The organism is Nonomuraea glycinis (assembly GCF_035920485.1).
Taxonomy (GTDB): Bacteria; Actinomycetota; Actinomycetes; order Streptosporangiales; family Streptosporangiaceae; genus Nonomuraea; species Nonomuraea glycinis.
The window spans coordinates 669,497-682,224 of sequence record NZ_CP109166.1 but is presented as its reverse complement, the minus strand read 5'-3'; the positions used below and the strand labels follow the sequence as shown (position 1 = coordinate 682,224).

Here is a 12,728-nt window from a genome sequence, read left to right as displayed (position 1 = left end):
GTGGACGAGACACGGCTCAAGGAGCGCCTCGCCGCCTTCCTGAGCGAGCACGACCCGGCCGGGGACCGGCTGGAGTTCCTGCGGGCCAGGTTCGACGCCGGGCTGGCCTGGGTGTGGTTCCCCGAGGGGCTCGGCGGGCTCGGCCTCGGGCGCGACCTGCAGCAGCTCGTCGAGCACGAGCTCGCCCACACGCCGCAGCTCGACGTCGGCGTGCAGGGCATCGGGCTGGGCATGGCCGCCCCCACCATCCTCGCCTTCGGTACGCCGGAGCAGCGGCGGCGCTTCCTGCGGCCGCTGTGGACCGGCGAGGAGATCTGGTGCCAGCTCTTCAGCGAGCCCGGCGCCGGATCCGACCTCGCCACTCTCGCCACCCGCGCGGTCAGGGACGGCGGCGAATGGGTCGTCGACGGCCAGAAGGTGTGGACCTCGGGCGCCCACCACGCCCGATGGGCCATCCTGGTCACCCGTACCGACCCGGACGTGCCCAAACACCGTGGGATGACGTACTTCATCTGCGACATGCACGCGCCCGGCGTCGAGGTGCGCCCGCTGCGGCAGATCACCGGCGAGGCCGAGTTCAACGAGGTCTTCCTCACCGGCGTGCGCCTGTCCGACGACCTGCGCCTCGGCGAGGTGGGCGACGGCTGGCGCGTCGCCCAGACCACCCTGATGAACGAGCGCGTCGCGATCGGCGGCGCGCCCGTACGGCGCGGCGGCGGCATGCTCGGCCCCGTGCTGTCCACCTGGCGCGAGCGGCCCGAGCTGCGCACGCACGACCTGCACCAGCGGCTGCTGTCGCTCTGGGTGGAGGCGGAGGTGACCCGCCTGTCCGGGGCGCGGCTGCGCGAGCAGTTGGCCGCCGGGCAGCCCGGCCCCGAGGGCTCCGGCATGAAGCTGTCGTTCGCCAGGCTCAACCAGGTGCTGTCCGGCCTGGAGGTGGAGCTCGACCGCGACCTCGGCTACGACGACTGGACCTTCCGCCGCTCGGACACGGTCGACTTCTACGGCCGTGGCCCCGGCTACCGCTATCTCCGTGCCAAGGGCAACTCGATCGAAGGCGGCACCTCGGAGATCCTGCGCAACATCATCTCCGAACGCGTGCTGGGCCTTCCCTCCGAGCCCCGCATCGACAAGGACGTGCCCTGGAAGGACCTGCCGCGATGACCCTCCTGTACACCGAAGTCGAGGAGGAGCTCCGCGCCGCCGTGCGCGGCCTGCTCGCCGACCGCTGCCCGCCGGCCGCCGTGCTCAAGCGCGCCGAGTCCGATCCGTACGACCTGGGCGTGTGGAAGACGCTGGCCGGGGAGATCGGGGCGGCCGGACTGCTCATCCCCGAGGAGCACGGCGGCGCCGGCGCGTCGGCCAGCGAGGTGGCCGTGGTGCTGGAGGAGCTGGGCCGGGGCGTCGCGCCGGTGCCGTTCTTCACCAGCTCGGTGCTCGCCACCCGGGCGCTGATCCAGGCGGGCGCGGGTGACCTGCTCGAACGGCTCGCCGACGGCAGCGCCACGGCCGCACTCGTGGTCTCGTTCGCCGCCTCCCCGTACCAGCCCCTCAGGGGTGGGTCGGTGCGGGTGGTGGACGGCGGGGAGCGGTTGTCCGGCACGGTCACCGGCGTGGCCGGGGCCGACGTCGCGGACCTGCTGCTCGTGCCGGTCGACGGCGGCCTCTACGCCGTTCAGGGAGCCGGGGTGCGGGTGGCGGCGTCGCTCGACCTGACCCGGCCGGTCGCGACCGTCACGCTCGACGGCGCGGCCGCCACCCGGCTCGGCGACGTGGACCTGGCGCAGGTGCTGCTGTTCGGCGCCGGGCTGCTGGCCTCCGAGCAGTACGGCGTGGCGCAGTGGTGCCTGGACACCACGGTGGCCTACGTGAAGGAGCGTCACCAGTTCGCCCGGCCGGTCGGCTCCTTCCAGGCGATCAAGCACCGGCTGGCCGACCTCTGGCTCGACGTGGTCAGGGCCAAGGCGGCGGCTCGCAACGCCGCCGCCGAGGACTCGGACGTGTCGGCGGCCGTGGCCCAGGCGTGGAACGCGGGGGTGGCCGTACGCGTGGCGGAGGAGGCGCTGCAGCTGCACGGCGGGATCGGGATGACCTGGGAGCACCCCCTGCACCTCTACCTCAAGCGGGCCAAGGCGAGTGAGATCGCGCTCGGCACGCCGGGCGACCACCGGGAGGCGCTGGCCTCACTCGCCGACGTGCCCGGCCCCGAGGGAGGCCAGCAGTAGGTCGGCGAACTGCTTGCCCACCTGGGCGCCGGTCAGCGGCCCGTCCGCGCGGAACCAGGTGGACAGGTGGTGCACCGAGCCGAAGAAGTAGTCGACGACGAGCTCCGCCGCCACCCGGTCGCTGAAGACGCCCTCGCGCTGGCCTTCCAGCACCAGGTCGCGGAAGCGCTCGTGGTAGAGGCGGCGCTCGGCGCGTACGTTCTTGCGGGTCTCGGGCGCGAGCAGGTGCATCGAGCGGAAGAAGATCGTGGAGTCGTCGAGGTTGGCGCTGGTGGTCTCCACGACGTCGGCCGCCGCCCGGTGCAGCCGCTCGACGACGGTGCCCGTGCCATCGGCGATCCGCGTCAGGCGGTCCATCTGCATGCGCAGCACGCGACCGTAGATCTCGTGCAGCAGGTCATCCTTGGAGTTGAAATAGTGGTACATGGCGCCTTTGGTGACACCGGCGGCCACGACGATCTCCTGGACCGAGGTGCCCTCGAAGCCGTGCTCCGCGAACAGCCGGGTGGCCTCGCTCAGCAGCCTCTGGCGCACGGATTCTTCCTTCACTGTCACCCTCCAAGCATACCGGCTGGTCGGTCGGCGCCGTGATGCTTCTCTTTGGGGTACCAATTCCGTCACCTTAGGCTCGCCTTGGTTCCAGATGGGGTATCTCTTGACCGGCGAGGGATCTTCGGCGTGGCAGATCCTGGTTGACGACAACTCATTCGGGGAGTTTGCCGTGCCTGGTGGCTCAATCTACGTGCAGCAGGACGAGAAGTTCACAGGCTCGTCACCACAGTGGTGGTACGAGAAGTTCTGGCGCGAGGACGCCCAGAACCGCAGAAGGTCGCGGGCGCTCAAGGCGGCGGTGGGATTCGTCGCCGGATTCGTGCTCGCCCTCCGGTTCGGACTGCCCTACGCCGCCCTCTACGGCCTGCTGGCGGCCGGTCTGGTGGCCGCGGTCGACTGGTTCATCGACTGGCGGGCGTTCTGGGCCACGGCCGTCTGGCGGGGCCGCCGGCGCGGCGAGGTGATCACCGGCAGGCTGCTGCGCCGCTCCCTGGGCAAGCACGGCTACCAGGTGCTCGACGGCCGCGCCATCCGGGACCAGGCCTCCATCGACCACCTGGTGATCGGGCCCGGCGGGGTCTGGGTCGTGGACAACGAGTCCTGGAGCCCCGACACCGAGATCGCCACCTACGGCGGACGGCTGTTCTTCGGCGAGAAGTACGGCACGAAGGTCGCCAAGCCGCTGGTCGGGGCCGCCGAGGCCTTCGCCGAGCTGCTGACCCGCGAGACCGGGGTCAAGGTCACCATCGCTCCGCTGCTGGCCGTGCACTGCGGCATGCTGCCGCGCGGCGGCTCGCTCACCGTGGAGGGCATCACCCTGCTCAAGCCCCGGCTGGTGGCCAGGCGCATCCGGCAGACGGCGACCCCGCAGTTCGACGACGCCCAGATCGAGTTGCTGGCCCGCACCGCGGCCCGGGAGCTGCAGCGCGTCTAGACGTGTCCAGGCGTGTCTAGGCGTGTTCAGGCGATGCTCTCGATGAACGCGGTCAGCTGGACCACGTTGCGGCACTCGTACATGGGGATGACCGCGCCGTAGTCCGTGGCGATCGAGTCGCCGGTGTCCCACTGCGCCTTGGGCTCGGGGTTGAGCCAGTAGGCGTGGCGGGCGCGGGCGGTCAGTGCGCGCAGCACGTCCAGGGCGGGCGGCTGATAGTTGGAGCGGGCGTCGCCGAGGATCAGCAGCGAGGTCTTCGGGCCGATCGCGTCGCCGTAGCGCTCGGCGAAGCCCTCCAGCGAGTGGCCGTAGTTCGTGCGGCCGAAGCGGACCATGTCGGCCTCGTTCGCCAGCCGGGTCATGGCCTCCACCACGTCGGCGCCGGGGACGAAGAAGCGGGTGATCTCGTCCACCCGGTCCACGAAGCCGAACGCGCGCACCTTGGTGAACTGCTCCCTGAGCGCGTAGGTGAGCAGGAGCGTGAAGTGGGCGAACGACGAGACCGAGTCGCTGGTGTCGCAGAGGATCACCAGCTCCGGCTTGTGCGGCCGGGGCGGCTTGAAGTGCGTGGTGAGCGGGACGCCGCCGGTCTGCAGCGAGGCCCGCATGGTCCTGCGGAAGTCCAGCCGGCCCCGCCTGCCGCGCCGGTGCTTGATGGTCAGGCGCGCGGCCAGCCGCCGGGCCAGCGGGTGCACCTCCCGGCGCAGCCTGGCCAGGTCGGCCTTGGTGACGCGCAGGAAGTCGAGCTGCTCCAGCGGAGGGCGTACGGCCGAGCGGGCGATGCGCTCGATGCCGGAGTCCTCGGCGATGCGCCGGCGCACGTCGGTGGCCACGGCCTCCTCCAGCCGCCCGGTGTTGGCGGTGACCCGCCGGCGGGCCGTCTTCTCCGCCAGCCCGCCGCGCTCCTGGCCGGCCAGGACCTCCCGCAGGATGCCGGCCATCAGCGTCTCGGGCGACAGGGCGCGCAGCACGCTGTAGGAGAACCAGTTCTGCCGTCCGGGCCCGGCCTCCTGGCGGCCGAAGCGCTCCACCATGGCACGGGCGAACGCGCGCAGCTCGGCGTCGGTGCTGCCGGTCAGCAGCCGGGCCAGATGCTCGCGCAGCTCCGGCAGGGGCGCGTTCGCCAGATCAGGCGTCCCCTCGATGCCGGGGCGGACCGCGTACAGGCCGCTGGTGGAGGCCGGGAACCACAGGTCGAACAGCACGTCGAAGCCGGGCCGGAAGGACGGCTTCTTGACCAGCGTCGCCGCGTAGGCGGCGCGCAGCGACTCCCGCTCGGTCAGATCGATCACCCGCAGCGCCCGCGCCGCGTCGAGCCCCTCGGCCAGCGACACGGGCAGCCCGGCCTCGCGCAACGCATGCACGAACCCGACATGCCTCTCTACAAGCGACATATCCCCTCCTCGGGCGTCATGCGGTGGGAAGTCCGAGCTCCTTGACCGCCCGGGTCTGGTCGGAGTTGTGCTTGAGCACCACGCCCAGCGTCTGCGCCACCGTCGCCTCGTCCAGGTCCGCCCGGCCCAGCGCCAGCAGCGTGTTGGCCCAGTCGACGGTCTCGGCCACCGACGGCGCCTTCTTCAGCTCCAGCGCCCGCAGCGTCGCCACCGTCCTGGCGAGCTGCTCGGCGAGGTCGGCGCGGATCGTCGGCACCTGGCTGAGCACGATGTCCCGCTCGCGCTCCGGCGTCGGATACGCGATGTGCAGGTAGAGACAGCGCCGCTTGAGCGCCTCGGACAGCTCGCGGGTGGCGTTCGAGGTCAGCACGACGTACGGCCTGCGTACGGCGGCGATGGTGCCCAGCTCCGGAATCGTCACCTGAAAGTCGGACAGCAGCTCCAGCAGCAGCCCCTCGACCTCGACGTCCGCCTTGTCCGTCTCGTCGATGAGCAGCACGGTCGGCGTCCCGGCCCTGATCGCCTTGAGCAGCGGCCGCTCCAGCAGGAACTCCTCGCTGAAGATGTCGTCGTCGGCGCTGGTGGCCTGGATGCGCAGGAGTTGCTTCTTGTAGTTCCACTCGTACAGCGCCCGGGCCTCGTCGAGCCCCTCATAACACTGCAGCCTGATCAGCTGGGACCCGGTGGCCTGCGCCACGGCCTTGGCCAGCTGCGTCTTGCCCACCCCCGCCGGCCCTTCGACCAGCAGCGGCTTGCCGAGCGCGGCGGCCAGGAACACCGACGTGGAGATGGCGTCGTCGGAGAGATAGTCCACGGCGGCGAGCCGCTCGGTCACGTCGGCGGGGGAGTCGAACATCAAAGCTCCTGTCTGCGGGCCGAACTTTATTCTAGCGAAGACGCATGACTCGCGCCGATTCGACCAAGATGCTCAGTGCCGGTATATTCCTTGCTGCACGGCGCGCCGTTAGCTCAGTTGGTTAGAGCAGCTGACTCTTAATCAGCGGGTCCGGGGTTCGAGTCCCTGACGGCGCACCGCACGAAACCCCAGCCCGGGTCACCCGGGCTGGGGTTTCTTCGTTGGGAAGGGGCTTGTCGCCCATCCGCAGACGCTCAGGCGGTCGCTCTGTCGGCCCTGTGGCGCGACGTGTCACGGTCTTAAATGTAACTGGATCGCCTTCAAATGTAACCAGATCTGGGTTAAAGGTAACCAGAAGCCCGTCAAATGTAACGCGAGTCCGTTACATTTGGCGCCATGACTCAAGACCTGAGCCTGACCGTCGCCCGTCTGCGCGCGGCGGGCGGTGACTATGACGACATCGAGGTGAAGGCGGCTGCAGGAGGTCTGCCTAAGTCCCTCACGTCCACACTCAGCGCTCTAGCGAATCATCCGGGCGGTGGCACGATCATTCTTGGCCTGGACGAGGCGGCCGGCTTCATGCCGGTTCATCTGGCGGATCCCCAGGCGCTCAAGCAAGGGCTGGCTCACAAGGCGCGTTCGCTGTCGCCGCCTGTCCAGCTCGTCATCAGCGACGGGCAGGTGGATGGCCTTCCGGTCATCGTCGCTCGCGTCCATGAGTGTGACCCGTCGGCCAAGCCGTGCCGGATCGCCGCTTCGGGCGCTGCTTACATACGTGGGTACGACGGGGACTTCCCCCTGTCGTCCCTGGAGGAGCAGGCGTTTCTCGCCGCCCGCCAGCCACCGTTGTTCGACCGTCGGCCGGTCGCGGGGGCGACTCGGGCGGATCTGGATGACGAACTCGTCTTGGAGTTCTTGCGGTCGGCACGGGAGCGAGACGCGCGAGGGCTGGGCCGCTTTCATGATGACGCCGAGTTGCTGAGACGCGCCGGGATCGTCCTTCCGGACGGCACCGCGACCGTTGCCGGACTTCTGGCTCTGGGAGTTCATCCACAGGAGTGGTTCCCGCGGTACGTCATTCAGGCTTCGGCGGACCCGTTGCCGTCCGACCCACCCAGCGCGCGAGCCCGCAATCAGGCGACGATCAGCGGGCCCATCCCACGCATGCTGGACGAGGCGCTCGCCTGGGCGCGCCGGACCTTCGACACCAGCATCGTGACGGCACCCGACGGTTCGGTTCATGACCGGCCTTCCTACCCGTACGTAGCGTTTCGCGAGATCATCGCCAATGCTCTGCTGCACCGTGACCTTGATAACTGGTCTGCGGGTATGGCCGTGGAGGTGCGGCTGAAACGGGATCGCCTGATCGTCGCGAATCCGGGTGGCTTGTACGGCATCACGGTCGAGCGGTTGGGGCGTGATGCCGTCACCTCGGCCCGCAACGCGAGACTGGTCGCGATCTGCCAGCATGTGCGGACACCGGAAACCGGGGCGCGCGTGATCGAGGCTCTGGCCAGCGGCATTCCCGTCGTGACCAGTGCCTTGGCGGAGGCCGGTCTGCCGCCCGCGCACTACATCGACGCCGCCATCCGATTCACGGTTGTACTCCGGCAACCGATTCCCGTCATGCAGCCGTACAGCGACCTGAAGCAGACCGAACTACACGTCTTCCACGCTCTCGCGGCGGGCGAACGCAGCGCTGCGGATCTCGGGCGGGAACTCGGCATGACCCCGGCCCACATCCGGAAGGTGCTCCGCGAACTGCGATCAAAAGGACTGGTCGAGCAGCGAGGTGGCCGAGGAAAATCCACTTTTTACAGCAGGCCCACCCGCTGAGCATCGGCCTGGGAGTGGCGGGGATCGTCAGGTTCGTGTCCTTGCCGCCGGGTTCGTGTCGCCCCGACGATGAAGGGGTGGACGTTGTTTTCGTTGTCTATCCCGGGTTTCAGATTCTTGATCTGACCGGGCCGCATGAGGTGTTCCGGCAGGCCGGGCCGTACCGTATGGAGGTCGTGGCCGCGCGGGGTGGGGTCGTGCGGAGTGGGGGTGGGCTGGGGGTCGAGGCGACCGCGACGGCCGGGGAGCACACCGGGCCGATCGACACGCTGGTCGTCGTCGGGGGGCGGGGGAAGGTCGAGGCGTGCGGGGACGAGTCGCTGGTCGGGTGGATTCGGGAGGCGGCCGGGCGGGCGCGGCGGGTCGCGTCGGTGTGTACGGGGGCGTTCCTGCTGGCGGCGGCCGGGCTGCTGGACGGGCGGCGGGCGGTGACCCACTGGTCGGGGTGTGAGCTGCTGGCCGAGCTCTATCCGGCCGTCATCGTGGACCCCGAGCCGCTCTTCGTCCGGGACGGGAACGTCTGGACGTCGGCGGGAGTGACCGCAGGGATGGATCTGGCGCTCGCGCTGGTCGAGGAGGACCTCGGCGCGGAAGCGGCGCGGCGGATCGCCCGCACGCTGGTGATGTTCGTGCAGCGGCCGGGCGGGCAGGCCCAGTTCTCGGCGCAGCTGGCCGTGCAGCGGCCGGTCCGGGAGCCGTTGCGCGACCTGCCGGCCTGGATCGCGGCCCATCCCGAGGCGGACCTGACCGTGCCGGCGCTCGCCCGGCGGGCCGGCATGAGCGAGCGCAACTTCACCCGCGTCTTCGCCGCCGAGACCGGCCGTACCCCCGGCGCGTACGTCGAGGCGGCCCGGCTGGAGGCGGCCCGCCGCCTGCTGGAGACCACCGGCACGACGCTCGACTCGATCGCCCGCAGCTGCGGGTTCGGCACGGTCGAGACCCTGCACCGCAGCTTCAAACGAGCACTCGACGTCACACCGGGCCAGTACCGCCGTCACTTCCAGGCTGTGAGGAGCCACTGATGCGCATCGGGATCATGCTGTTCGACGACGTGGAGGAGCTGGACGCCGTCGGCCCGTGGGAGGTGCTGGCCTCCTGGGCGAAGTCGCACCCCGACGAGGCCGAGGTCGTCGCCTTCGCCCGCGAGGCCGGGCCGATCCGGGCGGCCAAGGGGCTGCGCCTGCTCGCCGAGCACGGACTGTCCGACGTCGGGCCGCTGGACGTGCTGCTGCACCCCGGCGGGTTCGGCACCCGCGCGCTGCTCAAGGACGACGCCCACCTGGCGTGGATCCGCGAGCAGCGCGCCCGCGTCCCGCTGCTGACCAGTGTGTGCACGGGCTCGCTGGTGTACGCCGCGGCGGGGCTGCTGGCCGGCCGCCCGGCGACCACCCATTGGGGATCCCTGGAGCGGCTCGGGGAGCTCGACGCGAGCATCGAGGTCCGGCCCGACGACCGGTTCGTCGACGACGGCGACATCGTCACCTCGGCGGGCGTGTCGGCGGGCATCGACATGGCGCTGCACCTGGTGAGCCGGCTGGCGGGGGCGGATCGGGCGCGCGAGGTGCGGCGCTACATCCAGTACGACCCTCAGCCGCCGATCTGAGGCGGTCCATGCCGTACGACCCTCAGCCGCCGATCTGAGCCTCCACATGCCAGGAGCTCCACAACGCTTCGTAAACCCCACCGGCCGCAACCAGCTCATCATGCGCGCCGACCTCCACCACGCGCCCGCCCTCCATCACCACCACCCGATCCGCATCCCGTGCCGTATGCAGCCGGTGCGCGATCGCGATCACCGTACGTCCCTCCAGCGCCGCCGCCAGCGACCGTTCGGCGCGCCGGGCCGTACGCGGGTCGAGCATGGCGGTGGCCTCGTCGAGGATGACCGTGTGCGGGTCGGCCAGGATGACTCGGGCCAGGGCGAGCTGCTGCACACGGTCGGGGCCGAGTTCGGTCCCGGAGGAGTGCGAGCCGAGCTCGTCGTCCAGCGAGGTGACCCAGTCGGCGCCGACCGCCGCCAGGGCCTTCCCCAAGTGGTCGTCGTCGGCCGTGGGGTCGGCCAGGTGGAGGTTGTCGCGGACGGTGCCGAGGAACAGATGCTGCTCCTGGGTGACCAGCACGACGTGCTCGCGGAGTTGGGCGGGGGCCAGGTCGGCGACCGGGACCGAGCCGACGGTGACCATGCCGAGGCGGGGGCGGTCGATGCCGGCCAGCAGCTTGCCGAGCGTGGACTTGCCGGCTCCCGAAGGGCCGACGATGGCCAGGCGCTCGCCGGGCCGTACGGTCAGGTCCACTCCGGTGACGACGTCGTCGGTGGATTCGTAGGCGAAGTGCACGCCGGTCGCCACGATGTGGTCGTCCCGGGGTGCCGCGGCGGCCACAGCGGTCTGCGTCGCCGGGGTCTGGAGACCTTCGATCCGGGCGAAGGAGGCGCCGCTGCTTTGCAGCTGTTCCATCCAGATGAGGATGGTCTCGATGGGCTGCTGGAGCTGGCGAAGGTAGAGCACGCACGAGACCACGGCGCCGAGGGTGACCTGGCCGCTGTCCAGCAGTACTCCGCCGAGCAGCAGGACCAGGACCGGCGGGAGGAGTGCGGAGACCTCCACCGACGGCCAGAGGACACCGCGCAGGAAGAGGGTGCTGAGCTGGGCGACCCGGCTGCGCTCGATCACCCGCTCGGCGGCGCGGGTGCGCCGGTCCTGGAGGCCGAGGGCTTCGATGGTGCGGGCGCCGGCGGCGTTGGCGGCCAGGTGCTCGGCCAGTTCTGAGCGGGCGGCGCCCTCCTCCAGGTAGGCGGCGCGGGCACGGCGCAGGTACCAGCGGGAGGCGGCGGCGATGCCGGCCAGCGCGAGCAGACCGCAGGCTCCCAGCAGCGGGTCGACCAGGAAGACGGCCGCGACGAGGAAGAGCGCCTGCAGGGAGGAGATCAGCACGGCGGGGGCGGCGTCGCGCAGGGTGTGCCCGACCACGCCGACGTCTGTGGTGCCGCGGGCGGTCAGGTCTCCTGTGCGGATGTGCTCGACCGTGGCGGCGGGCAGGGCGAGCACGCGGTCGAGGAGCTCCTGGCGGATGTGTTCCTGGGTGCGCTCGCTGAAGCGGGTGCCGATCTTCTCGGCGTATCGGGACAGGATGAGCTGCAGCAGCGCCCCGCCCACGGCGATCGCGGCAAGGAGGTCGATCGTGCCGCCGACGGCGATGGTGTCGATGATGCGGCCCAGTAGCCATGGGCTGACCAGGGCCGCGGCCGCCGCCAGGCCGTTGAGAAGGAGGGTGGCGGTGAAACCGGGGACGTCGCGGCGGATCAGGCGCAGGGCCGCCTGCCGTACGTGCCTGCGGTCGGCGACGGGGAGGTCGCGGATCACGACACCACCGTTCGATACGCGTCGCTGGATTCCAGCAGGTCGTGGTGGGTGCCCGTCGCGGCCACCTGGCCGTCCTCGATCAGGACGACCTGGTCCGCCTGGGCGAGCAACAGTGGCGACGTGGTGGCGACGACCGTCGTACGGCCGGAGCGCGCCGTACGAAGACGCTGCGCGAGCAGGGATTCGGTGTGCGCGTCCAGGGCCGAGGTGGGCTCCATCGCCAGCAGCACCTCGGGATCGGCCACCAGCGCTCTGGCCAGGCGCACCCGCTGGCGCTGGCCGCCCGAGAGGTTGCGGCCACCGGGCTCGATCGGGGAGTCCAGCCCGTGGCGCAGCCCGGCGACCACGTCCTGGGCGGTGGCGACGGTGACGGCGCGACGGATGGTCTCGTCGTCGGCCGCGCCGCGGCCCTGCAGGACCTCGCGCAGCGTGCCGGCGAACAGCGCGGCGTCATGGTCGGCGATCAACGAGGTGCCGTCGAACCCGCCGAGGCTCTCGAGCAGCGCCACGCTCTCCTCGGGGCGGGCGCTGACCAGCCCCACGAGGCTTCCCGGCGTGACCTCCAGCCCGGGGGAGCGGGGCCGGTCGCCGGGCCGCAGCGCGAGGAAGCGGGTGACCTGCCGGGCGGAGACCAGGCCGCGGCTGATCTGGAAGCTGCCCTCGATGAAGGAGGAAACCGGAACCACCAGCACGGCGATATATCCGTAGACGCCGACCAGTTCGCCCACCGTGATCGTGCCTTCTGCGGCCAGCCTGGCGCCCAGCCAGGTCACCGCGGCCAGGAACAGCGCGGGCAGCCCGGCGCCCAGCGCCCCGATCCAGCTCGTCAGCGACGCCACCCGGTAACCCTGCTCGCGCAGGCGCGCCGAGTCGGCGAGGTAACGCTCGGCGTAGGCGTCCTTGCCGCCGAAGGCGTTGAGCACCCGCAGCCCCTCGATCAGGTCGACCAGGCGGGTGGTCAGCCTGCCCTGGCTCTCGCGGTAGTCGTTCTGCACCTCCATCAGCCGCCCGAGCAGCGGCCCGAGCACGATCGCCAGCACCGGCACGCCGAGCAGCACCACCACGGCCAGCACCACGGAGACCTGCAGCAGCAGCGCCGCCACCACCCCGTAGCTGATCACCGCGCCCACCCCGGGACCTGTCACCGTCAGCGACGCGGCGATCGTGGTGACGTCGCCGATGCCGATCGTCACGACCTCGCCTGCCGAGGTGCGCTTGTTCAGGACCGCGCCGAGAGAGTTGATCTGCTCCACCAGGGCGCGTACCGTACGGAAGTTGGCGTCCATCCGGATCTTGGTCATCGTGCGGTGCCGCATCATCGCCAGCCAGGCGTTGGCGAGGCCGGCGCCGAGCAGCGCCAGCACCCAGCCGGGCGCCAGGTCGTCGTCGATCGCCCTGGACAGGAGGTACGGCGGGAGCGTGAGGCCCACCATCCACAGGGTGCCCAGCGTCGCGCCCAGCGTGACCCGGCCCTTCTGCGCCCAGGCCAGCCGGCACAGATACCGAGCCGCCGCCTTCATGGCGATCACGCTAGACCATGGTTTTACCTACCTGGCAAAGGGGATACCC

11 protein-coding genes and 1 tRNA gene are annotated in these 12,728 nt (G+C 70.9%); 7 read left to right on the top strand and 5 right to left on the bottom strand.

Annotated features, from left to right (window positions below):
* A complete protein-coding gene (locus tag OHA68_RS03090) occupies positions 1–1,164 on the top strand; it encodes an acyl-CoA dehydrogenase family protein (RefSeq protein WP_327106270.1) in 1,164 nt (387 codons plus the stop codon).
* Complete coding sequence (locus tag OHA68_RS03085) at positions 1,161–2,225, top strand: acyl-CoA dehydrogenase family protein (protein ID WP_327106269.1); 1,065 nt, start codon at positions 1,161–1,163, stop codon at positions 2,223–2,225. Before OHA68_RS03090 ends, OHA68_RS03085 begins: the two co-directional genes overlap by 4 nt.
* Here OHA68_RS03085 and OHA68_RS03080 read toward each other — a convergent pair.
* Positions 2,184–2,759: a TetR/AcrR family transcriptional regulator gene (locus OHA68_RS03080; protein ID WP_225276826.1), complete on the bottom strand. Its 576-nt coding sequence runs from the start codon at positions 2,757–2,759 to the stop codon at positions 2,184–2,186. The genes OHA68_RS03085 and OHA68_RS03080 overlap by 42 nt on opposite strands.
* Before the next feature lie 187 nt (positions 2,760–2,946).
* Here OHA68_RS03080 and OHA68_RS03075 point away from each other — a divergent pair, with 187 nt between their 5' ends.
* Complete coding sequence (locus tag OHA68_RS03075; protein WP_189136708.1) at positions 2,947–3,711, top strand: nuclease-related domain-containing protein; 765 nt, start codon at positions 2,947–2,949, stop codon at positions 3,709–3,711.
* A 26-nt stretch (positions 3,712–3,737) separates the two neighbouring features.
* On the opposite strand, the gene OHA68_RS03070 is transcribed toward OHA68_RS03075, so the two are convergent.
* Both OHA68_RS03070 and OHA68_RS03065 read right to left on the bottom strand, forming a co-directional pair.
* Positions 3,738–5,105 (bottom strand): vWA domain-containing protein, encoded by a 1,368-nt coding sequence (locus OHA68_RS03070; RefSeq protein WP_327106268.1) that lies wholly within the window; start codon positions 5,103–5,105, stop codon positions 3,738–3,740.
* A 16-nt stretch (positions 5,106–5,121) separates the two neighbouring features.
* Entirely contained in the window at positions 5,122–5,961 is an 840-nt protein-coding gene (locus OHA68_RS03065; protein ID WP_189136710.1) for an AAA family ATPase, read from the bottom strand.
* A gap of 102 nt (positions 5,962–6,063) precedes the next feature.
* On the opposite strand from OHA68_RS03065, the gene OHA68_RS03060 reads away from it, so the two are divergent.
* From OHA68_RS03060 to OHA68_RS03045, 4 genes are all read left to right on the top strand, one after another.
* Positions 6,064–6,137, top strand: a tRNA-Lys gene (locus OHA68_RS03060).
* A 220-nt stretch (positions 6,138–6,357) separates the two neighbouring features.
* Entirely contained in the window at positions 6,358–7,797 is a 1,440-nt protein-coding gene (locus OHA68_RS03055) for an ATP-binding protein (protein WP_327106267.1), read from the top strand.
* A gap of 77 nt (positions 7,798–7,874) precedes the next feature.
* Positions 7,875–8,819, top strand: a complete 945-nt coding sequence (locus OHA68_RS03050) for a GlxA family transcriptional regulator (RefSeq protein WP_327106266.1) — start codon at positions 7,875–7,877, stop codon at positions 8,817–8,819.
* Positions 8,819–9,400 (top strand): DJ-1/PfpI family protein, encoded by a 582-nt coding sequence (locus tag OHA68_RS03045; RefSeq protein WP_327106265.1) that lies wholly within the window; start codon positions 8,819–8,821, stop codon positions 9,398–9,400. Before OHA68_RS03050 ends, OHA68_RS03045 begins: the two co-directional genes overlap by 1 nt.
* Before the next feature lie 22 nt (positions 9,401–9,422).
* Here OHA68_RS03045 and OHA68_RS03040 read toward each other — a convergent pair whose 3' ends face one another.
* Positions 9,423–11,159, bottom strand: a complete 1,737-nt coding sequence (locus tag OHA68_RS03040; RefSeq protein WP_327106264.1) for an ABC transporter ATP-binding protein — start codon at positions 11,157–11,159, stop codon at positions 9,423–9,425.
* Positions 11,156–12,679 carry an ABC transporter ATP-binding protein gene (locus tag OHA68_RS03035; protein ID WP_327106263.1) on the bottom strand — a complete coding sequence of 508 codons (1,524 nt, stop codon included), beginning with the start codon at positions 12,677–12,679 and terminating at the stop codon, positions 11,156–11,158. The genes OHA68_RS03040 and OHA68_RS03035 overlap by 4 nt, the downstream gene beginning before the upstream one ends.
* Between the last annotated feature and the right edge of the window lie 49 nt (positions 12,680–12,728).

What these genes read in the sequence shown, in the direction of transcription:
- OHA68_RS03085 (WP_327106269.1), top strand. Translation starts at nt 1,161, where the DNA reads ATGACCCTCCTGTACACCGAAGTCGAGGAGGAGCTCCGCGCCGCCGTG.
- OHA68_RS03070 (WP_327106268.1), bottom strand. Translation starts at nt 5,105, where the DNA reads ATGTCGCTTGTAGAGAGGCATGTCGGGTTCGTGCATGCGTTGCGCGAG.
- OHA68_RS03065 (WP_189136710.1), bottom strand. Translation starts at nt 5,961, where the DNA reads ATGTTCGACTCCCCCGCCGACGTGACCGAGCGGCTCGCCGCCGTGGAC.
- OHA68_RS03055 (WP_327106267.1), top strand. Translation starts at nt 6,358, where the DNA reads ATGACTCAAGACCTGAGCCTGACCGTCGCCCGTCTGCGCGCGGCGGGC.
- OHA68_RS03045 (WP_327106265.1), top strand. Translation starts at nt 8,819, where the DNA reads ATGCGCATCGGGATCATGCTGTTCGACGACGTGGAGGAGCTGGACGCC.
- OHA68_RS03035 (WP_327106263.1), bottom strand. Translation starts at nt 12,679, where the DNA reads ATGAAGGCGGCGGCTCGGTATCTGTGCCGGCTGGCCTGGGCGCAGAAG.